Consider the following 21,410-nt stretch of genomic DNA (forward strand, 5'->3'; position numbering starts at 1 on the left):
GCCAATCACGCGGCTGGAAACCGCGCCCGGCGAAGTCTTTCGACGGCGCGCTTATGGACGAAGGGGCGGAGAGGATCAAGACCGATGTTGCTGTTAGCTCGTCCGGACTATTCGTCCAGATCGGCCTTTGGCGCTGGCGCCGCTGCCTTGCCCGAGCCGCGTTTCACATTGCGCCGGATCATTCCGAAATCGGCGCCGCCGGTGGCGAAAGCCGTGACGAAGTAGAGCAGCGCCCCGCCGGCTACCAATGAGAGAAGCGTCACGGCCTTGATCACCAGTGGCGAGCCGGGGCCGAGCCTAACGGCCAGCCAGTGCTCGGCGAAATAGAGCGCCACCGCCATCACCGCAGCCGACAGCACCAGGCGCGGAATGCGCTTCAGCAGCGGCGCGTCGCGGCCCCAATGGCCGCGACGGATCAGCACGGCAAGCAGCATCACAGCGTTGACCCAGCCGGCCACGGCCGAGGCCACCGCAATGCCGGGCGCGCCCATGCTCGGGAACAGCGTCAGTGCCGTGATCACGTTCACGCCGACCGAAATGGCGGCGAACATCATCGGCGTGCGCGTATCCTCGCGGGCGAAATAGCCGGGAGTGAAGGCCTTGATCAGCACGAAGGCCGGCAGGCCGAGGCCAAAGATCGCCAGGATTGCGGCCACTGTCGGCGTCGAGCCGTTGGCGGCGAAGGCGCCGCGCTCATAGACCAGCCGCACGATCGGCTCCGCCATCACCCACAGTGCCGCCGCCGCCGGCAAGGTCATGAACAGCGTGAACTCGACCGAGCGGTTCTGCAGATTGGCCGCCTCGACCAGATTGCCCGATTTCAGCGCCCGCGACAGCTCCGGCAACAGCACGATGGCCACCGCGACGCCGACGACGCCGAGCGGCAGCTGGTAGATGCGGTCGGCGTAAGCAAGCGAGGACACGGCGCTGTCCTGCGCCGACGCGATCGCCGTGCCGATCAGCTGGTTGATCTGGGTGATGCCGCCGGTGATCGCCGCCGGCAGCGCCAGGATCAGCAGGCGCTTGACGTTGGGCGTCATCTTCGGCCGGCGAAAGCCGATGGCGATGCCGGCATTGCGCACCGCCACCCAGACGATGGCAAGCTGCACCAGCCCCGCCGCCAGCACGCCCCAGGACAGGCTGAAACCGACCTCACGGGCATCCATGCCGTGGTACCAGGCGTAGCCGAGCACGCTGATCAGGATGATGTTGAGGAAAGCCGGCGCCACGGCAGCCGCGAAATAGCGGCGCAGCGAATTTAGCATGCCGGCCATCATCGCTGCGAGTGACATGCAGATGAGATACGGGAACATGATCGTCGCCAGCAGGACGGTCGTCTCGAATTTGCCCGGCGTGTCGGCAAAGCCCGGCGCCACGAGATAGCGCACGATCAGCGGCATCGCCAATTCCATGACGATGGTCAGCGCCAGAAGTGCGGTGAACAGGACGCCGAACACTTCCTCCGAAAAGCGCTTGGCGCCGTCGGTGCCGTGGGTCTCGATCTCCTTGGCAAACAGCGGCACGAAGGCGGCGTTGAAAGCGCCTTCGGCAAACAGCCGGCGAAACGTGTTTGGAAACTGGAAGGCGGCGTTGAAGGCGTCCGCCACCGGCCCGGTGCCGAGTGCGGCAGCCATCAGCATCTCGCGGCCAAAGCCAAGGGCGCGGCTCATCAGCGTGCCGGACGCAACCGTGGCGAATTTCTTGACGAGGCTCATGCGCGGGGAGATTGCCTGGATGATTGGGACAAAGGGGGTGATTGGGACAAAGTGATGGTCACTCGGCCGCCGCCTTGGCCTTGCCGCCGCGCTCTGGGACAACGCCTTCAAGCGCCGCGATCAGCCTGGCGTGGATGGTGGCGGTGCGTGCCGGGTTGTCGATCTTCTGCCCCGTAAGGTCGGTGACATAGAAAGTGTCGATCACCTTCTCGCCGAAGGTGGTGATGTGAGCCGAGGCGATGTCGAGCGAGAGATCGGACAACGCACTGGTGATTTCCGACAACAGCCCAGGCCGGTCCAGTCCCTCGACCTCGATCACCGAAAACCGGTTCGACAGCGTGTTGCGGATTTCGGCGCGCGGCGGAATCTTGAACACCTTGGCGCCGCGCCGCGGCCGGGTGCGCTTCTCGATCATCTCCGGCAACCAGCTCTTGCCCGACAGCACGTCCTCGATCAGCCGGCCGACGCGCTCGGCGCGACGGCGCTCATCCTCGTCGCGGTCGAATTCCCGTGAGATCAGGATGATGTCCAGCGCGCGGCCGTCGGACGTGGTGAATATCTGCGCGTCGACGATGTTGCCGCCGGCTCCCGCGCAGGCGCCGGCAATAACCGAAAGCAGGCGCGGATGATCCTGCGCCAACACGGTGATCTCGGTCACCGCCTCGAATTGGTGGGTCCTGACCACGGTGGCGAGCTTCTTGCCTGCCGCGTCGGCTTCGCGGATGAATTCGGCATGGCGCAGCTGATCGGGGAGGTCGACCGTCAGCAGATAGTTCTCATAATGCAGGCCGACATAGCGCTTGCGGGCCTTGTCCGGCCAATCGGCCAGCGCCTCGGCCAGCCGCTCGCGCGCCGCCGCCGTCCGCTTGGCGCGCGACACTTCCGAGAAGCCGCCGGTCAAAAGCAGTTCGGTCTCGTAGTATAGCGTGCGCAGGAGCTGGCCCTTCCAGCCGTTCCACACGCCCGGCCCGACACCCCTGATGTCGCAGACGGTCAGGATCAACAGCATTTTCAGCCGCTCGACCGATTGCACGATCGAGGCGAAATCCTCGATCGTCTTGCGGTCGTTGAGGTCGCGCGTCTGCGCCGTCATCGACATCACCAGATGGTTCTCGACCAGCCAAGCGACGGTCTCGGTGTCGGCGGCCGACAGCCCCATATGCGGGCAGATGCGGCGTGCGATCCGGGCGCCGGCCTCTGAGTGATCCTCCGGCCGGCCCTTGGCGATGTCGTGCAGCAGCACCGCGACATAGAGCGCCTCGCGGCTCTTCTCTAGCCCCGGCATCAGCGTGTGCGAGAGCGGATGCACCTTTTCGCCGTCGCCGCGCTCGATTTCGGCCAAGACGCCGATGCAGCGGATCAGGTGCTCGTCCACCGTATAGTGGTGGTACATCGAGAACTGCATCATGGCGACTATTCTGCCGAAATCGGGGATCAGCCTGCCGAGCAGGCCGGCCTCGTTCATGCGCCGCAAATTAAGCTCGGCATTGCGGTCCGAGGTCAGGATGTCGAGGAACAGCCGGTTGGCCTCCTCGTCGCGCCGCAGCGACTTGTTGACCAGACCGAGCGAGCGGGTGAGCAGCTTCAGCGCATCGGGATGGAACTCCAGCCCGTGCTTGTCGGCGAACCAGAACAGCCTGAGCAGATTGACCGGGTCGCGCTCGAACACGCTGTCGTCGGCGACGTTGATGCGGTGATTGTCGACAATGAAGTCCGACGTGCCTGCCAGCTTGCGCTTGCGGCGCTGGAAGGTGAGGAAGATGCGGTTGAAGCCGGGCACATGCTTGGCCTGCTCTTCCTCGAGCGCGGCGCAGAAGATGCGGGTGAGGTCGCCGACATCCTTGGCGACGAGGAAGTAATGCTTCATGAAGCGCTCGACCGCCGACAGACCGGGATGGGTGGTGTAGCCCAGCCGTTCGGCGATCTCGCGCTGGATATCGAAATGCAGCCGTTCCTCTGGCTTGCCGGTGAGGAAATGCATGTGGCAGCGCACCGCCCACAGGAAGTCTTCGGCCTTCTGGAATTCGCGGTACTCGGCCTCGGTGAAGACACCTTTCTCGACCAATTCCTCGCCGGTGCGCACGCGATAAAAATACTTGGCGATCCAGAACAGCGTCTGCAAATCGCGCAGGCCGCCCTTGCCATCCTTGACGTTGGGCTCGACCAGATAGCGGCTTTCGCCGGCCTTGGCATGGCGATCGTCGCGTTCGGCGAGCTTGGCCTGCACATATTCCGGTCCGGTGGTGCGCACCACTTCATGGTCGAAGCGGGTGAGCAATTCGTCGAAGAGCTTCTGTTCGCCCCACAGGAACCGCGCTTCCAGGATCGTGGTGCGGATGGTGATATCGCTGCGCGACAGCCTGAGACACTCGTCGATGTTGCGGGTGGCGTGGCCAACCTTCAACCCGAGGTCCCACAGCATATAGAGCATATATTCGACGATCTGTTCGCCCCACGGCGTCTGCTTGTAGGGCAGCAGGAACAACAGGTCGATGTCGGAGCCCGGCGCCAGCGTGCCGCGGCCATAGCCGCCGACGGCAACGACCGCCATGCGCTCTGCGGTCGAGGGGCTTTTCACCCGGTAGACGTGGGTCGCGGCGAACTCGTAGAGGGCGCGGATGATCTCGTCCATCAGATGCGACAGCCGGGCGGCGCAGGCCGTGCCGCTGCCATCGTCCATCAGCATGCGCTCGGCAACCTTGCGGCCCTCGGTCAGCCGATCCTTCAGCAGCCGGAGCGCACCGACGCGCGCGCCGGGCTCGGCGCCGCTGGCCGCCGAGATCAGCGCCGTCATGTCGCGGCGCAAAGCCTCGCTGTCGATCAGCGCGTCGAGCTTGAGGGAGATTTTTGCCATGGATTGCCGGGGGCCTCGCCTTTGCGCGGCGTCTATAGCGCGTTTTCACGGCGCTGTGTATGGGGCGGACGGACGCGTCGGCCGCGATACCAGAAAGGGATGATCATCTCGCGCCGGAGCCGGAAGAGATCGGCGATCTGCCGCGTCAACCGCCTGGTCTCGTTCCTTACCTTGGCGGTGATTGGCCTGGGGCGCCGTTTACCTATCCCGCTTGCCACCCATTCCTCTGTTCGCTCCTGCTTGAGCAGGCTTGGCAATCTCACCGGACTGTCGCCGAGGAATTGTGCCTGCAGGCACAATGCTGGGACGAGTTGGTAAATGACCTTGTCGGACGAGGTAGCAAAACGCGGATTGAAGATGAGGTGATCGACGGGAATGCTGATCTCATTCGTTGCCGCAAGAAGGTCCCGCGCGGCCTGTCTGGACAGGATGTATCCCGCCGTACCGATATGGAGCCCGTGCAGTCTGCTCGCAGAAAAACCGTGGCCGCAGGCAACTTGCTTGCGTGAAATTACGGTCCGGTTGAAGAACGTTTCCAACTTGACGATGTCCGCATCGGCGGGAATCCAGCCCGCATCGGCAAGCAAAGCGCCGGCTTTGTCCGGGAAAACGACATCGTCCTCGAAAATCGCCGCGTAAGCATCCTCACCTGTCGCGATCATCGACCAACACTGTTGGTGGCTGAGCAGGCATGCAATCTCGGCGTCGGCCAGACGCAAATGCTTCTTGCCCTGCGGCATTTCGGCCAGATCCGGCCGATCTCGCGCATCGATGGCGGCGACCCGCTCGAAGGCGATGCCGATGCGCGCGAACTCCGCCGTTACATGGGCGAGGCGATCGCGGGACCGATCGAGATTGATAATCAGGCATTTCATTTGGGTGGGATCGATGCAGTGGGACGCGCGTCCATAGCATGGGAACAAAGTCGCGTAAGCGATTTTCCCTTTGATGTGCGCGATGACGGCCATGATCGAAAAGTCGAAATCGCCCCTTGACCTTCCAGTTACTGGAAGCACTACCTCCTCACCCAGACAGATATAAGGCATTTTTCGATGGCGCATTCCGAGCATCACCACCACGCGGCCGATGGCAGCTGTTGTGCGGCAAAGGCTGCTGAGCCGGCCGCCGAAGCCGTGGTGCGCGATCCGGTGTGCGGCATGAGCGTCGATCCGGCCGCGGGCAAGCCGACGGCCGAGCATGGCGGCCGTCTCTTTCACTTCTGCAGCGAGGGTTGCCGTACGAAATTCGTCGCCGGGCCCGAAAAATACCTGACCGCCACCGACCCCGTCTGTGGCATGAGTGTCGACCGCGCTACCGCCAGGCATTTCTTCCGCCACGAAGGCCAGGGTTTCTATTTCTGCTCGGCCGGCTGCCAGGCGAAGTTCGAGGCCGAGCCACAAAAATATCTCGGCGATAGGCCGGCGCCGTCGCCAGTGCCGAAAGGCACGCAATACACCTGCCCGATGCACCCCGAAGTGATAAGAGACAAGCCCGGCTCCTGCCCGATCTGTGGCATGGCGCTTGAGCCGATGGGCGTTCCCACTGGCGATGAGGGCCCGAACCCCGAACTGGTGGACTTCACCAGACGGTTCTGGGTCAGCGCGGTGCTGTCCGTGCCGCTGCTGATCGTTGCCATGGCGCCGATGCTCGGCCTGACGTTCCAGGCGTTTGTCGACGGGCGAACGATGGTCTGGCTGGAATTGGCGCTGGCCAGCCCGGTGGCGCTGTGGGCAGCCTTCCCGTTCTTCCATCGGGGCTGGGAATCGGTGGTCAACCGCAGCCCCAACATGTGGACGCTGATTTCGCTGGGTGTGGGTGCGGCCTACCTCTACAGCGTCGTCGCCGCACTGTTTCCGGACATCTTTCCGCATCAGTTCCGTGGCCATGGCGGCACCGTCCCGGTCTATTTCGAGGCAGCTTCCGTCATCGTCGCGCTGGTATTCCTCGGTCAGGTGCTCGAATTGCGGGCGCGCGAAAAGACCGGCTCGGCCATCCGTGCGCTGCTCGGCCTGGCGCCGAAGACGGCACGGCTGATCGGGGAGGACGGCTCCGACACCGACGTGCCGCTCGATGCGGTCAAGACCGGCGACCACCTGCGCCTCCGTCCGGGCGACGCCGTGCCGGTCGACGGCATCGTAACGGAAGGCCGTTCCTCCATCGACGAATCGATGATCTCGGGCGAGCCGCTGCCGGTCGAAAAAACGAAAGGCGATGCCTTGACCGGCGGCACGCTCAACAAGAACGGTTCGCTGATCATGCGCGCCGAAAAGGTCGGCTCCGAAACGACGCTTTCGCGCATCGTCGAGCTGGTCGCAAAGGCGCAGCGTTCGCGCGCGCCGATTCAAGGTCTGGCCGATCGCGTCTCCTTCTACTTCGTGCCGGCCGTCGTGCTGGTCGCGCTCGCGGCCTTTGCCGCCTGGGCGATCTTCGGTCCCGAACCCAGCTTGATCTTTGCCATCGTCTCGGCGGTCTCGGTGCTGATCATCGCCTGCCCCTGCGCGCTCGGACTGGCGACGCCGATGTCGATCATGACCGCCACCGGGCGCGGGGCGCACGCGGGCGTGCTGATCAAGGACGCGGCCGCGCTCGAGCGCTTCGCTTCGGTCGACACGTTGATCGTCGACAAGACCGGCACCTTGACCGAAGGCAAGCCTCGCTTGACCGATGTCGTCGCTGCCGACGGCCTGTCCGAGAATGAGTTGCTGGCGCTCGCCGCCGGCCTGGAAAAAGGCTCGGAGCATCCGCTGGCCGAGGCCATTGTCGGCGGCGCCGGCGAACGCGGCCTGACGCTCGTTGAGGCCGGCGGCTTCGACGCCGTCACCGGCAAGGGCGTATCCGGCACGGTGTCTGGCAGGAAGGTTTCGCTCGGCAACGCCGCCATGATGGCCGATGTCGGCATCGACACCGCTTCCCTGTCGGCCAGGGCCGAGGCGCTGCAGGCAGAAGGCAAGACGGCGATGTTCGTTGCGGTGGACAAAAAACTGGCCGGCATTGTCGCGGTCGCCGATCCGGTCAAGGCAACGACAGCCGAGGCGATCAGGGCGCTGCACGACAGAGGCTTGCGGATCATCATGGCGACCGGCGACAATGAACGCACGGCGCGCGCCATCGCCAAAAGCCTTGGCATTGACGAGGTGCGCGCCGGCCTTCTGCCGGAACAAAAGGCCGCCCTTGTCGAGGAGTTGCGTGCGAAAGGTGCCGGCGTCGCCATGGCCGGGGACGGCGTCAACGATGCGCCGGCCTTGGCCAGCGCCGATGTCGGCATCGCCATGGGCACCGGCGCCGATGTCGCTGTCGAGAGCGCCGGCATTACGCTGGTCAAGGGCGATCTCAACGGCATCGTCAGGGCGCGAACACTCGCCCAGGGGACTATCCGCAACATCCGCCAGAATCTGTTTTTCGCCTTCCTCTACAATGTGCTTGGCGTGCCGGTTGCTGCCGGCGTGCTCTATCCGCTCACCGGCACGCTTTTGTCGCCGATGCTGGCGGCGGCGGCCATGAGCCTGTCTTCGGTTTCGGTCATCGCCAACGCATTGCGGCTGCGGACGTTGAAACTCTGAGCAAAGCCCCCAGATTCGAATTTCAATCAACAGGAGATCATGGATGACCTTGGCTAAGAAAATCGTGCTTTTGATGATGGCGGCGGGAATGCTGCTTGCCGTTTTCCTCGAAAGCGTCCCGGCGCAATCCGAAGAGATGAAACACGACATGGGCGCGATGGGCGCGCAAGGTCCTTCGACCGACGGCTACAAGGCGGCGATGGACAAGATGCACACCGACATGATGATCGAATATTCCGGCAATGCCGATGTCGATTTCGTGCGCGGCATGATCCCGCATCATCGGGGCGCGATCGACATGGCCAAGGTGGAACTCGCCAATGGCAAGGATCCCGAAATCCGCAAGCTGGCCGAAGATGTCATCGCCGCGCAGGAAGCCGAGATCGCCAAGATGCAGGCCTGGCTCGCCGCCCATCCGGCGAAGTAAGGCAGCAACGGCCATGCCGGAGAGATTCATTCTGGATTTCTCTCCGTGCTTGTGATGCCATTCGCATCGATTACACGGCGCCAGGAGCCCACATGCCATCGACGATAAGAGCCACCACACTGCCTTCGGGCGAGGCCGTCCAGGTGCTGGGACAGGGCACATGGAAGATGGGCGAGGATTCCCGCCGCCGCGCCGGCGAGGTCAATGCCCTGAAGCTCGGGCTGGACCTCGGCATGACGTTGATCGACACCGCTGAAATGTATGCCAGCGGCGGCGCCGAGGAGGTGGTGGCGGAAGCCATTGCCGGGCGCCGCGACGAGCTCTTTCTTGTCTCCAAGGTATTGCCGTCCAATGCCTCGCGCGCCGGCGTGGCGCGGGCCTGCGAAAACAGCTTGAAGCGCCTGCGCACCGACCGCATCGATCTCTATCTCCTGCACTGGCCGGGCAGTGTGCCTCTATCTGAAACCGTCGAGGCTTTCGAGGCGCTGAAGGAGGCCGGCAAGATACGCCACTGGGGTGTCAGCAATTTCGACACCGACGAAATGGAGGAGCTGACCGGCCTGTCGTCTGGCAATCATGTCCAGACCAACCAGGTGCTCTACAATCTGTCGCGGCGCGGCCCCGAATTCGATCTCGCACCGTGGAGCCGGCAGCGCGGCATCCCGCTGATGGCCTATTCGCCGGTCGAGCAGGGCGCGCTGGCGCGCAATTCCAGGCTGGAAACCATCGCCGCCCGCCACAACGCCACGGCAGCACAGATCGCGCTTGCCTGGGTGATGGCGCAGCCCGGTGTCATCGCCATCCCGAAGGCGAGCAGCCAGGAGCATGTCCGCCAGAATGTTGCCGCGCTCGACATCGAGCTGACGGCCGAAGACCTCGCCGAACTCGACCGCGCCTTTCCACCGCCGACGCGCAAGCGCGGGCTGGAGATGATCTAGATTGGAACGGGTTTCGACCGGGTATCATCATACGGCGTATAGAGTCGGAGCCATGACGGTCACGTCGCTGCGCGACGGTTACGTCGACATGCCAATCAGGCGGCTGCGCCAGCCCGGAGACCGGACATTCGGTGACAACCTGCCCTCGCATGTACCGCTCGTCGACGGTGCGCTCAGGCTGTCGGTCAACGCCTTCGCCATCGATGACGGCGACGACATCACGCTGATCGACACAGGGGCTTCGAACGCCTGGCACCCGACAATGGGGCACCTGCCCGAGGCGCTGCGCGAGGCGAAGATCGCCACCGACCGGATTCGGACTGTTGCTTTCACCCACACCCATCTCGACCATATACACGGGCTCATCCTTGCCGATGGTGGCGACGGCTTCCCGCAGCTCTCTCGCCTGCTTGTCCCGCGCGCTGAGCTCGGCATGTTTCGCGACGTGGCGAGGCTGGAATGCTTCCACGATCGCGCCCAGCCTCTCGATGCTGGACAGCGCGTCAGCGCTGACATCGATACGATCGGCTCCGCTGGCCATGAAGCCGGCCACACTTGCTTTCGCGTTGTGAGCGCAGGCGAAACACTGTTGATCTGGGGCGACATCGTACATGTGCCGTCGCTTCAATTCGCTCGACCCGAGATCACGTGGGAATTCGACGCAGACCAGCAGCAGGCGAGGGCAAGCCGGTTGCAAATGCTGGCGCTTGCGGCCAACAACGACTGCTACGTCGCCGGCGCGCATCTTGATTCGCCCGGCGTCGGCCGGGTTTTTCGAACCGAGACGGCTTTCCGCTTCGAGCCCTTGTAGCACTCTAGCCGAGCGCCGCCCGCGCCCGTCGCAACGCGCGCGAAAACACTGCGGTGTCGTCGAAGGCGCGCGCCAGCGTGAGCGCGCCCTGGATGGCGCCGACCGTTTCTTCGGCGAGTTCGTCCGCCCTGGCAGCGCTGTGCCCGCTTCGGGTCAGCGCTTCGGCAAGATGCGCCACCCAGCGGCCGAAATAGCTTTTGATCGCAATGGCGAAGAGGTCGCGGGATTCGTCCAGCGCGAAGGCGCCGATCAGGCACACCCGGCGTCCCGAGCGGAAATAGCTGTCGGTCGCTTCGAACATCCGATCGATACCCGTGCGAGGGTAGGCCCTGTCCTGCAACGGCACGAAGACATTCTCCTCGAACCAGCCATCTATATGGGCAATGACAGCCGCCGCCATCTCTTCCTTGCCGCCGGGGAAGAAGTGGTAAAGGCTGCCTTTGCCTAGGCCGGTCGCCGCACCGATCCGCGCCAGGCTCGCCCCTTCATAGCCGTGTTCGCGGAAAACCTCGCCGATGATGGAGAGCAAATCGGCGCGATCGGACGCGATCCTGCGCATGCGCTAGTTTTTCCGCTTGAGCATGATCTTTGCCGAAAACCGCGACACAGCTCTAGGGATCATATTCTAAAATCCGAGTTCGGACAGGCCGGGATGGTCGTCCGGTCGGCGGCCGAGCGGCCAGTGATATTTGCGCTCACCCTCGGCGATCGGCAGGTCGTTGATGCTGGCGACGCGCCTACGCATCAGCCCGGCCGCGTCGAATTCCCAATTCTCATTGCCGTAGGAGCGGAACCAGTGGCCACTGTCGTCGCGCCATTCATAGGCAAAGCGCACCGCGATGCGGTTGTCGTTCCAGGTCCAGACCTCCTTGATCAGGCGATAGTCGAGCTCGCGAGCCCATTTGCGCGTGAGGAAGGAGACGATCTCATTTCTGCCCGAGACGAACTCGGCGCGGTTGCGCCAGGTGCTGTCCTGCGTATAGGCGAGCGAAACCCGTTCGGGATCGCGGCTGTTCCAGGCGTCTTCGGCAAGCCGAGCCTTCTGCGCGGCGGTCTCGGCGGTGAAGGGCGGCAGCGGCGGACGGCTCATGTCATTCTCCCATAGGCAAAGGCGATGGCGAGCATTGTACCAATCGGTACAATTGGTCAAGGCCGAAATCGGGCTAGGTTTTCCCCGCCAGCCCCTTCAGCCGGTAGAGCGCTTCCAGCGCCTCGCGCGGCGTCATCTCGTCTGGATTGATCTCACCCAGCGCTGCGCCCAATGCGTCGCTCTCCGCAGGCTTTGCCGCTTCCCGCTTCATTGCCACCGAAAACAGCGGCAGATCGTCGACCAGTCGGTTGGCCTTGCCGGAGACATCGCCTTCCTCGAGCTGATGCAGCACCTCTTTGGCGCGGCCGACCACCGCTTCCGGCAGACCGGCAAGGCGAGCGACCTGAACGCCATAGGAGCGATCGGCGGCACCCTTGCCGACCTCGTGCAGGAAGACGACGTCGCCTTCCCACTCCTTGACCCGCATCGTGACATTGTGCAGTCGCGGCAGCTTGCCGGAGAGTGCCGTCATTTCGTGGAAATGAGTGGCGAAGATCGCCCGGCAGCGGTTCTTCTCGTGCAGATACTCGACCGCCGCCCAGGCGATCGACAGGCCATCGAAGGTGGCGGTGCCGCGGCCGATTTCGTCGAGGATCACCAGCGCCCGCTCACCGGCCTGGTTGAGGATCGCGGCCGTCTCTACCATCTCGACCATAAAGGTGGAGCGGCCACGCGCCAGATCGTCCGAGGCGCCGACGCGCGAGAACAGCCTGTCGACGACGCCGATATGGGCCGATGTCGCCGGCACGAAGGAGCCGGTCTGGGCAAGGATGGCGATCAGTGCGTTTTGCCGCAGGAAGGTCGACTTACCGCCCATATTCGGACCGGTGAGCAGCCAGATGGCGCCGGCCTTGGCACCGTCTTGCGGCGACAGATCGCAATCATTGGCGACGAACGGCCCTTCGCCCGAACGGCGAAGCGCCTGTTCGACCACCGGATGGCGTCCGCCCGAGATGTCGAAGGCGAGGCTGGAATCGACCAGCGGCCGGCACCAGGCTTCGCTCTCCGACAACAGCGCGAGCGCCGCCGACACGTCGAGTACGGCGAGCGCATCGGCGCCGGCGCGGATCTTCTGCGCCTCGCCGACCGCCTCAGCCGTCAGCGTATCGAAAGCGGCAAGCTCGATGCTCAGCGCCCGGTCAGCGGCATTGGCGATTTTGGTCTCGAGTTCGGCAAGTTCGGTCGTGGTGAAACGCATGGCATTGGCCATGGTCTGGCGGTGGATGAAGCGTGCCTTGGCGCCATCGCTGCCGGTCATGATCGAATGATGGTTGGCGGTCACCTCGATGTAATAGCCCAGCACATTGTTGTGGCGGATCTTCAGCGAGCGGATGCCAGTCTCCTCGATCAGCGAGCGCTCCAGCCCGGCGATCACCTTGCGAGACTCATCGCGCAGCGCCCGCATCTCGTCGAGCTCGGCATGGTAGCCGCCGCGCACGAAGCCGCCGTCGCGCCTCAGCAGCGGCAGTTCCTCGCCAAGAGCCTGGGTCAGATGCCCGGCCAGCGCGCGCGGCAGCGCCTTTATCGCGGCAAGTGCCGCTGTCAGCTCCGCGGGCAGGACGGCCGTTCCGAACAGTTCGGCAATGGTGGCCGCCGCTTCGAAGCCGGCACGCAGCGCGCCGAGATCGCGCGGGCCGCCGCGGTTGAGCGCCAGCCGCGACAGCGCCCGCGGCATGTCGGCGACGCTCTTCAGGCCTGACCGCACCGCCTGGCAAAGCTGCGTCTCCGCACGGAAGAACGACACAGAATCGAGCCTGGCGCCGATCGCCGCCGGGTCAGTCAGCGGCGCCATCAGCCGGTCGGCGAGCAGCCTGGCGCCGCCGCCGGTGACCGTGCGGTCTATAGCCTTGAACAGCGAGCCGTCGCGGCTGCCCGACAGCGTGCGCAACAGTTCCAGATTGCCGCGTGTCGCAGGATCGATGAACAGCGTCGAGCCCTGCTCCTCGCGTTCGGGACGCGACAAAGGCGGCCGCTCGGCCTTCTGCGTCTTTTCGACATAGGCGATGGCGCCCGAGATCGCCGACAATTCGGCGCGCGAGAAGGCGCCGAAACTGTCCGGCGTCGCCACTTCGAAGAAACGCGCGATCCGCCCCGCTGCCGAAGCCGAATCGAAAAGCGACGGCGGCTGCGGGCTGGCAACGCGGCCAATGACGTCGAACACCGGCTTCAACTCGGGATCGTAAAACACCGGCTCGGCGACGATCAGCTCGCGCGGGTCGACGCGGAAGACATCGGCCAGCAGGCGGTCGGTCGTGGTTTCGGCGACGCGGAAGACGCCGGTCGAGATCTCGATCCAGGCCAGGGCGAAGGCGTCACCGCTGTTGCCGCCCTTCACCCGCCCTAGCGCCATCAGGAAGCTCGATTCCGACGGCGCCAGCAATTTATCCTCGGTGATGGTGCCTGGCGTCACCAGGCGCACCACGTCACGGCGTACGACCGATTTGCCGCCGCGCTTCCTGGCTTCCGCCGGGTCCTCGATCTGCTCGCAGACGGCAACGCGAAAACCTTGGCCGATCAGCTTTTGCAGATAGTCGTCGGCCGCATGCACCGGCACGCCGCACATCGGAATGTCGTTACCCTGGTGCTTGCCGCGCTTGGTCAGGACGATGCCCAGCGCCTTGCTCGCCTTTTCGGCGTCGTCGAAGAACAGCTCGTAAAAATCGCCCATGCGGTAGAACAGCAGAGAATCCGGGTTCGCCGCCTTGATCTCGATATATTGCTCCATCATCGGCGTGACGCTGCCGACGGGCGCAGGCGGTGTCACCTCGGGGGCGTCGGTTTCTGCTGAAGTGTGCATGTTCATGCCCGCACGCTAGCAGATGTGGGTGCGGGGTTTAATGCCGGCGGCCCGAAAAGCAGGGGACGACCGGCCTCGACGGCGGCTTGTGCTCCCTCTACGCCGGGTGAAGCCGTTGGTTGCTTCGGGCGCCAACCAGACCCTATGATCGCCATGGCGGGGATAAGCGGCATGGATCAGGACAAACAGGAGGCGTTCGAAGAGCTGGTCGGTCCGGCTGGATCGGCGCTTGAGCGCCTGCTGCTGTTGGCGGCGCGGCGCGTCCACCGCACCAAAGGCAAGCTCAGGGGGACACTGCGCAAGCGCGTCCCCTTCCTCCTGCCGACACGCGGGCCGCTGTCCGATGTCGATGGCGGCATCGAGATGTCGCTGCATGTGCTCAGCCGCGACCCGTTGGTGCTCTATGTCCCGATTGGCGGAGCCCGTCCGCTCTATCCACTGGCGGCCCTTGGCCGGCGCCTGGCGGGACGGCGCGTCACCTTCCTGACGATGCAGACCTGGACCATGGAGCGGCCGGCTGTCATCGCCCGGATGGGCCGCGATCTCGCCTGGTATGCCGGCCGGTTTCCGCTGCACGAAATCATCTTCCTGTGCAACACCGAGGAAGAGCGCCGTCTCGTCGCGGCTGCGGGCGGCAATGCCATCTTCTCCAACCACAATCTGATGGTGTCGGAGGATATATTCCGGCAGCTGCCGGACGTGCCGGTCGAATTCGACGCGGTCTACAATGGCCGCATCTCGCCGATCAAACGCCATCACCTGGCCTTCGACATAGAGCGGCTGGCCCACATCACCTATTCGATCGGCGAATTGCCGCCGGTTGCCGCCCGCGCCTTTGTTCGGCGACTGCAGGCGCGTTCGCCGCTCCACCAGATCGCCAATCCGCTCGTCGACGGCTGGCCGGGCAAGCTGACGGCGCAACAGGTCAACCACGTCTACAACCAGGCCGCCGTCGGGCTGTGCCTGTCGGCCGTGGAAGGAGCGATGTACTCCTCGATGGAATATCTGATGGCCGGCCTGCCGATCGTCAGTACGCCGAGCCTTGGCGGTCGCGACGTCTATTTCGATCCGGATTATTGCATCGTCGCCGATCCGGAACCGGCTGCCATTCGCCGCGCCGTCGAGACGCTGCGAGATCGTGCCATACCGCGTCAGCAGATCCGCCGCCGCACGCTGGAGAAGGTTCACGCCCAGCGCATCGAACTCATGGCGTTCCTGACTGCATTGCTGCGGCGCAAGGGAAGCCGTGCGCCACCCATCGAGACGTGGCCTTTCCCCGGCACAGACGGCATGATGCGGCGGGGAACGGTGCGCGAAATCGCTGCCTTCGTCAGCGAGCCAGAGCCGACGTGACGCCGTTCGACTTCGGGAGATTCGCTGCGGGCGTGAAGATCGCTTGGCGATTTACAGCGGTGGCGTGTAGCCTTGATCCGGAAGTTTCAAAAACACGCACCCGTCTCAAGGGGGCGACACCGGCGAGGAAATCAAAAGCATCATGGCCAAGAAAACCGAAAATAGCGGCCCCTCCGTCAGCGCCGAGGAGGCGCTGGAATTCCACGCCATGGGCCGCCCCGGCAAGCTGGAGATCGTCGCCACCAAGCCGATGGCGACGCAGCGCGATCTGAGCCTCGCCTATTCGCCGGGTGTCGCGGTTCCTGTGCTGGCCATTGCCGAAGACCCCAGCCGCGCTTTCGACTACACGACGCGCGGCAACATGGTCGCCGTCATATCCAACGGCACCGCCATTCTCGGCCTCGGCAATCTCGGCGCGCTGGCCTCCAAGCCGGTTATGGAAGGCAAGGCGGTGCTGTTCAAGCGTTTCGCCGATGTCGACTCCATCGACCTCGAAGTCGACACCGAGGATGCCGACGAGTTCATCAATTGCGTGCGCTTTCTTGGGCCGTCTTTCGGCGGCATCAACCTGGAAGACATCAAGGCGCCGGAATGCTTCATCATCGAGCAGCGCCTGCGCGAATTGATGGACATCCCGGTCTTCCATGACGACCAGCACGGCACCGCCATCATCTCGGCCGCCGGGCTGATCAACGCGCTGGAGATCACCGGCCGCGACATGAAGACCACGAAAATGGTCTGCAACGGCGCCGGCGCCGCCGGCATCGCCTGCATCGAACTGATGAAGGCGATGGGCTTTGCCCCCGACAACATCATCCTGTGCGACACCAAGGGCGTCGTCTACCAGGGCCGCACCGAAGGCATGAACCAGTGGAAGTCGGCGCATGCGGTCAAGACCGACACGCGCAGCCTGGCCGAGGCGCTGGACGGCGCCGACGTCTTCCTCGGCCTGTCGGCCAAGGGCGCATTGACCACCAGGATGGTGCAGTCGATGGCCAAGAACCCGATCATCTTCGCCATGGCCAATCCCGACCCGGAGATCACGCCGGAGGAAGTGGCCGAAATCCGCACCGACGCCATCATGGCCACCGGGCGTTCCGACTACCCCAACCAGGTCAACAATGTGCTGGGCTTCCCCTACATCTTCCGCGGTGCGCTGGATGTCAGGGCCACCACCATCAATGACGACATGAAGATCGCCGCAGCGAGAGCGCTGGCCGACCTGGCGCGCAAGGACGTGCCCGACGATGTCGCCGCCGCCTATCAGGGCAACCGGCCGAAATTCGGCCCGAACTACATCATCCCGGTGCCGTTCGATCCGCGCCTGATCTCGGCCATCCCGCTCGCTGTGGCCAAGGCGGCGATGGAGTCAGGCGTCGCCCGCAAGCCGATCCTCGACCTCGACCGCTACGCGCAGGAACTGTCGGCCCGCCGCGACCCGATCGCCTCGACCTTGCAGCGCATCTACGACCGCGTCCGCCGCCAGCCCAAGCGCATCGTCTTTGCCGAGGGCGAGGAAGAACAGGTGATGCGTGCCGCCGTCTCCTATGTGAACCAGAAGCTCGGCACCGCGATCCTGCTCGGCCGCGACGATGTCATCAAGGAAAACGCCAGGCACGCCGGCATCGACCTCAACAAGCAAGGCATCGAGATCATCAATGCCAGGCTGTCGCGCCGCAACGGCATCTATACCGATTATCTCTACGAGCGCATGCAGCGCAAAGGCTTCCTGTTCCGCGACTGCCAGCGGCTGATCAACAATGACCGCAACCATTTTGCCGCCTGCATGGTGGCGTTGGGCGATGCCGACGGCATCGTCACCGGCGTCACCCGCAACTATTCCACGGCGCTTGACGATATCCGCCGCGTCATCGACGCCAAGCCCGGCCACCGCGTCATCGGCGTCTCCATCGTGCTCGCGCGGGGCAAAACAGTCCTCGTCGCCGATACCGCCGTGCACGACATGCCCAATGCCGAGCAGATCGCCGACATCGCCGAAGAGGCGGCGGGATTTGCCCGCCGCATGGGCTACGAGCCGAGGCTCGCCATGCTGGCCTATTCGACTTTCGGCCACCCGCAGGGCGAGCGCTCGGAACGCGTCCAGGAAGCGGTACGCATCCTCGACAAGCGCCGCGTCGATTTCGAATATGATGGCGAGATGGCCGCCGACGTGGCGCTCAATGCCCGCGCCATGGCCCAGTATCCATTCATTCGCCTGACCGGCCCGGCCAATGTGCTGATCATGCCGGCGTTCCACTCGGCCTCGATCTCGACCAAGATGCTGCAGGAACTCGGCGGCTCCACCGTCATCGGCCCGCTGCTGGTCGGCCTCAACAAGCCGGTCCAGATAGTCTCGCTCAACGCCAAGGATTCCGACATCGTCAACATGGCTGCGATCGCGGCGTATACGGCGGGTGCTTGAGGGGCGGTCCGCGCCGCGGACTGTCTTTTTCCTGCTTGGGCGGAGTCGCTGGCGTTGCAGCGGCTCGTGTCGCCGAACGCTTGCACCGATGGCCTATTCGCGCCACCCCATAAGAGATTGATAACATTCACCTGATATAGAACCCCTCTCGCCGACCTGCCGTAACGGCATTTATGGCGCGCTCAGACCGCTAACGGGGGTGCGGCCATGAAGCATGACGGGGTTTCTGCATCCGCGGTTGGCCAGGGGGTCTACCACGACGAGCGGCTAGACGCGCTGCTCAGCATCACCGGCCGCATGGACGGTTATCTCTACCGTTGCCGCAACGATGCGTCCTACACCATGCTCTACATCAGCGACGGCATTTTCACCGTCAGCGGTTATCGGCCGAGCGACTTCATTCAAAATGCCGTGCGCGACTATGTCTCGGCCATCCACCCGGATGATCTCGCTGCCGTCTATGCCGCCGTCGATACCGCGCTCGAGGCGCGCTGCAACTGGAACGTCGACTACCGCATCGTGCCGCAGGTCGGCGAGCCGCTCTGGGTCCGCGAGATCGGCGGCGGCGTCTGGGACGAGGCCGGCGAACTCGAATTCCTCGAAGGTTTCGTCGTCGACATCAGCGACCGCAAGGTCGTCGAGGATCTCAACGCCGAGCTGCTGCTCGAACTCAAGGCCGCCAATGAGGAACTCTCCGTACAAAAGCGCGAGATCGAGCTGGCCAAGCAGCACAGCGACCACTCGGCCAACCACGATGCATTGACCGGCCTGCCCAACCGGCGCGCCTTTCACAACGAGCTGAGGTCGGTGATCGACCGCTGCGACAGCACCGGCCAGGCGGCCGGCCTGCTGTTCATCGACCTCGATAGGTTCAAGAAGGTCAACGACACGCTCGGCCACGAGGCCGGCGACGCGCTGCTGCATGAGGTGGCGGGTGAGCTTCGCACCGTCCTGCGCAGCGCTGATTTCGTGGCGCGGCTCGGTGGAGACGAGTTCGCATTCCTGTTTTCAGGAGAGGCTAGCCGGGCCCGACAGAAGGCCGTGGGCGTCGCCGAACGTATCCTGGAAAAGCTGCGGATCAAGGTGCCGACGCCGAATGGTGCCATCCATGTTGGTTGCACCGTTGGCGTCGCCATCTACCCGGCGGAAGCCTCCGATTCGGAGGCGCTGATAACGCTCGCCGACCGACTGATGTACATCGGCAAAAAGAGCGGCCGCAACCGGCTGGTCACCGCCGGGGCTTTGGAACCCGGGCCTACGTCCGACGACCTTCGCCGCACCGCCTGAGCGGAGCGCCGGACAGCCTCAACCGGCGGGCACCCCTCATCTGGCTCGGCGCTGCGCGCCGAAAGACGGCCCTACAGCAACCCCGCCAGTTGGGCCGCGCTGCGCAGGTTCTGCCGCGGCCGCGGCCCGAGCTGCTGGATCACCAGCCCGGCTGCCAGCGAGCCGAGATCACCGCAATCCTGCAGGCTGCGTCCGGTCGTGTAGCCGTAGAGGAAGCCGGCGGCGTAGAGGTCGCCGGCGCCGGTGGTGTCGACCAGTTCGCGGATCGTCGTCGCCTGGATGGTGACGGTCTCCTCGCCACGCACGATCACCGAGCCTTTTTCGGAGCGGGTGACAGCGGCAATCTTGCAGTCCTTGCGGATAGCCGCCAGCGCCTCGTCGAAGGATTTTGTCTGGTAGAGCGACTTGATCTCGTGGCTGTTGGCAAAGACGATGTCGANGTCATCGACACTTCGCGTCCGGCCTCGTGTGCGAGCTTCGCCGTCTGCCGGATCGCCTCCTTGGCGCGCGGCGGATCCCACAGATAGCCCTCGAAATAGGTCACCTTGGCGCCTGACGCCTTGTCGGCCTCGACGTCTTCCGGCCCGAGTTCGATGCAGGCGCCGAGATAGGTGTTCATCGAACGCTCGCCATCGGGGGTGACGAAGATCATCGATCTCGCTGTCGGCGGCTGGCCCTCAAGCGGCCTGGTGTCGAAGGCAACGCCCTGGGCATGGATGTCATGCGCGTAGATTTCGCCGAGCGGATCGTTCGACACCTTGCCGAAGAACGCGGCGCGGCCGCCGAAGCTGGCGATGCCGGCGGCGGTATTGCCGGCGCTGCCGCCGGAGGCCTCGATCGCCGGCCCCATGCGGCTGTAGAGCAGCTCGGCGCGCTTGGTGTCGATGAGGTTCATCGCACCCTTGATGATGCCGTTGGTCTCAAGAAAAGCGTCGTCGCACTGGGCGATGATGTCGACAATGGCATTGCCGATGCAAAGCACGTCAAAATCCGGCATCAATGTCTCCGCCTTGGAACCTGCCGGCTTTCTGCCGCGCCCGGGCGGGTCTACAGCATCACCCCGAAAAATGGCAACCGATTTCCACCCTTTGCCGGCCCAGGCCGGCGCGCGCGCCTGGGACGAGGCTCCATCACAGTTCGACCGTGGCCGAAGCATCTGACCGCCGGGTCGCCTACAAGCTTGGCCTCAGATCAAGCGCTGGAAGCACCCTGCATGCAAGCAAAGACCGACATGGCCACCGAACTGGCGCTGCTTGGCGTGCTGGCCGCCCTGTGGGGCGCGTCCTATACCTTCATCAAGATCGGTGTCGAGACGATCCCGCCGATAACCTTCATCGCTGCTCGCACCCTGATCGCCGGCGCCATCCTGCTCGCGCTGATCCGCTGGCGCGGCCTTTCCATGCCCAAGGACGGCGCGACCTTGTGGCGGTTCATGGTCCAGGCCTGCCTCAACAGCGTCGTGCCGTTCACGCTGATCGCCGCCGCCGAGCGCTCCATCGACGCCGGTCTGGCCACCATTCTGAACGCGACCTCGCCGATCTTCACCTTCCTGCTGACCGCGCTTATCATCCGCCACGAATCCGTGACCGCACGCAAGCTGTTCGGTGTCGGTGCCGGCATTGCCGGCATTTGCCTGATCGTCGGCACCCAGGCGCTTGGCGGGCTCGGCCATCAATTGTGGGCGCAACTTGCCGTCATTGCCGCCACGGTCTGCTATGCCGGCGCCGCCATCTTTGGCCGCGGCTTTAGGGGACTCGACCCGATGCTGCCGGCCGCCGGCTCGATGCTGTGCGGCGCAGTCATCCTCGTCCCCTTGAGCCTGGCCTTCGACCGCCCGTGGACGCTGTCGCCTTCAATGGCGTCGATACTGGCCTTGTTGGCATTGTCGGTGTTCTCCACGGCGCTGGCCTTCTGCATCTTTTTCCGCCTCATCCACACGCTTGGTTCGGTCGGCACGACGTCGCAGGCCTATCTGCGCGTGCCGATCGGCGTCGGAATCGGCGTCGTGTTCCTCGGCGAGAGCCTTGGGCCGACAGCTTTCTGGGGCATGGGCTGCGTCGTCGCCGGCGTTGCGGCGATGACCATCCCCGCCCGCTCCCGGGCGCTGGCGCGCTAGATCATGATGAGATTTGGTTGAAATCTCATCATGATCTAAC

Annotated in this window: 14 protein-coding genes and 1 pseudogene; 8 read left to right on the forward strand and 7 right to left on the reverse strand. The window is 64.4% G+C overall.

Features of this window, described 5'->3' with window-relative positions; genetic code table 11:
- Positions 1–107 precede the first annotated feature (107 nt).
- From murJ to X730_RS149565, 3 genes are read right to left on the reverse strand one after another with little or no spacing between them, the layout of a single operon-like run.
- Positions 108–1,715: a murein biosynthesis integral membrane protein MurJ gene (murJ, locus tag X730_RS149575; RefSeq protein WP_023826509.1), complete on the reverse strand. Its 1,608-nt coding sequence runs from the start codon at positions 1,713–1,715 to the stop codon at positions 108–110.
- Positions 1,716–1,773: 58 nt separating this feature from the next.
- Positions 1,774–4,569 carry a [protein-PII] uridylyltransferase gene (locus X730_RS149570; RefSeq protein ID WP_023826510.1) on the reverse strand — a complete coding sequence of 932 codons (2,796 nt, stop codon included), beginning with the start codon at positions 4,567–4,569 and terminating at the stop codon, positions 1,774–1,776.
- A 32-nt stretch (positions 4,570–4,601) separates the two neighbouring features.
- On the reverse strand, positions 4,602–5,639 hold the full coding sequence (locus X730_RS149565; protein ID WP_348633124.1) for a glycosyltransferase family 25 protein: 1,038 nt from the start codon (positions 5,637–5,639) through the stop codon (positions 4,602–4,604).
- Between X730_RS149565 and X730_RS149560 the strand changes: the two genes are divergently transcribed.
- The 4 genes from X730_RS149560 (at position 5,622) to X730_RS149545 (ending at position 10,305) form a co-directional block, all read left to right on the forward strand.
- Positions 5,622–8,129: a heavy metal translocating P-type ATPase gene (locus tag X730_RS149560; RefSeq protein ID WP_023826512.1), complete on the forward strand. Its 2,508-nt coding sequence runs from the start codon at positions 5,622–5,624 to the stop codon at positions 8,127–8,129. The genes X730_RS149565 and X730_RS149560 overlap by 18 nt on opposite strands.
- A 43-nt stretch (positions 8,130–8,172) precedes the next feature.
- On the forward strand, positions 8,173–8,556 hold the full coding sequence (locus X730_RS149555) for a DUF305 domain-containing protein (protein ID WP_023685134.1): 384 nt from the start codon (positions 8,173–8,175) through the stop codon (positions 8,554–8,556).
- A 92-nt stretch (positions 8,557–8,648) separates the two neighbouring features.
- Complete coding sequence (locus X730_RS149550; RefSeq protein ID WP_023826513.1) at positions 8,649–9,494, forward strand: aldo/keto reductase; 846 nt, start codon at positions 8,649–8,651, stop codon at positions 9,492–9,494.
- Positions 9,495–9,546: 52 nt separating this feature from the next.
- Positions 9,547–10,305 carry an MBL fold metallo-hydrolase gene (locus X730_RS149545; protein WP_023685132.1) on the forward strand — a complete coding sequence of 253 codons (759 nt, stop codon included), beginning with the start codon at positions 9,547–9,549 and terminating at the stop codon, positions 10,303–10,305.
- 4 nt (positions 10,306–10,309) lie between these two features.
- On the opposite strand, the gene X730_RS149540 is transcribed toward X730_RS149545, so the two are convergent.
- From X730_RS149540 to mutS, 3 genes are all read right to left on the reverse strand, one after another.
- The gene (locus X730_RS149540; RefSeq protein WP_023826514.1) at positions 10,310–10,864 is read right to left on the reverse strand and encodes a TetR/AcrR family transcriptional regulator; all 555 of its coding nucleotides are present in this window, start codon (positions 10,862–10,864) and stop codon (positions 10,310–10,312) included.
- A 66-nt stretch (positions 10,865–10,930) separates the two neighbouring features.
- Positions 10,931–11,395, reverse strand: a complete 465-nt coding sequence (locus X730_RS149535) for a nuclear transport factor 2 family protein (RefSeq protein WP_023685130.1) — start codon at positions 11,393–11,395, stop codon at positions 10,931–10,933.
- 73 nt (positions 11,396–11,468) lie between these two features.
- Positions 11,469–14,198, reverse strand: a complete 2,730-nt coding sequence (gene mutS / locus X730_RS149530) for a DNA mismatch repair protein MutS (protein WP_023752996.1) — start codon at positions 14,196–14,198, stop codon at positions 11,469–11,471.
- A 165-nt stretch (positions 14,199–14,363) separates the two neighbouring features.
- Between mutS and X730_RS149525 the strand changes: the two genes are divergently transcribed.
- From X730_RS149525 to X730_RS149515, 3 genes are all read left to right on the forward strand, one after another.
- Positions 14,364–15,545, forward strand: a complete 1,182-nt coding sequence (locus tag X730_RS149525) for a glycosyltransferase (protein ID WP_032910081.1) — start codon at positions 14,364–14,366, stop codon at positions 15,543–15,545.
- A 142-nt stretch (positions 15,546–15,687) separates the two neighbouring features.
- Entirely contained in the window at positions 15,688–17,967 is a 2,280-nt protein-coding gene (locus X730_RS149520) for an NADP-dependent malic enzyme (protein ID WP_023826516.1), read from the forward strand.
- 207 nt (positions 17,968–18,174) lie between these two features.
- Positions 18,175–19,254 (forward strand): sensor domain-containing diguanylate cyclase, encoded by a 1,080-nt coding sequence (locus X730_RS149515; protein WP_023826517.1) that lies wholly within the window; start codon positions 18,175–18,177, stop codon positions 19,252–19,254.
- Positions 19,255–19,325: 71 nt separating this feature from the next.
- On the opposite strand, the pseudogene X730_RS01000000164495 reads toward X730_RS149515, so the two are convergent.
- Positions 19,326–20,410 (reverse strand): annotated as a pseudogene (locus tag X730_RS01000000164495) (adenosine kinase).
- A 57-nt stretch (positions 20,411–20,467) separates the two neighbouring features.
- Between X730_RS01000000164495 and X730_RS149510 the strand changes: the two are divergent.
- On the forward strand, positions 20,468–21,370 hold the full coding sequence (locus X730_RS149510; protein ID WP_023725829.1) for an EamA family transporter: 903 nt from the start codon (positions 20,468–20,470) through the stop codon (positions 21,368–21,370).
- The last annotated feature ends 40 nt before the right edge of the window (positions 21,371–21,410 follow it).

The organism is Mesorhizobium sp. L103C131B0 (assembly GCF_000502275.1).
Classification (GTDB): Bacteria; Pseudomonadota; Alphaproteobacteria; order Rhizobiales; family Rhizobiaceae; genus Mesorhizobium.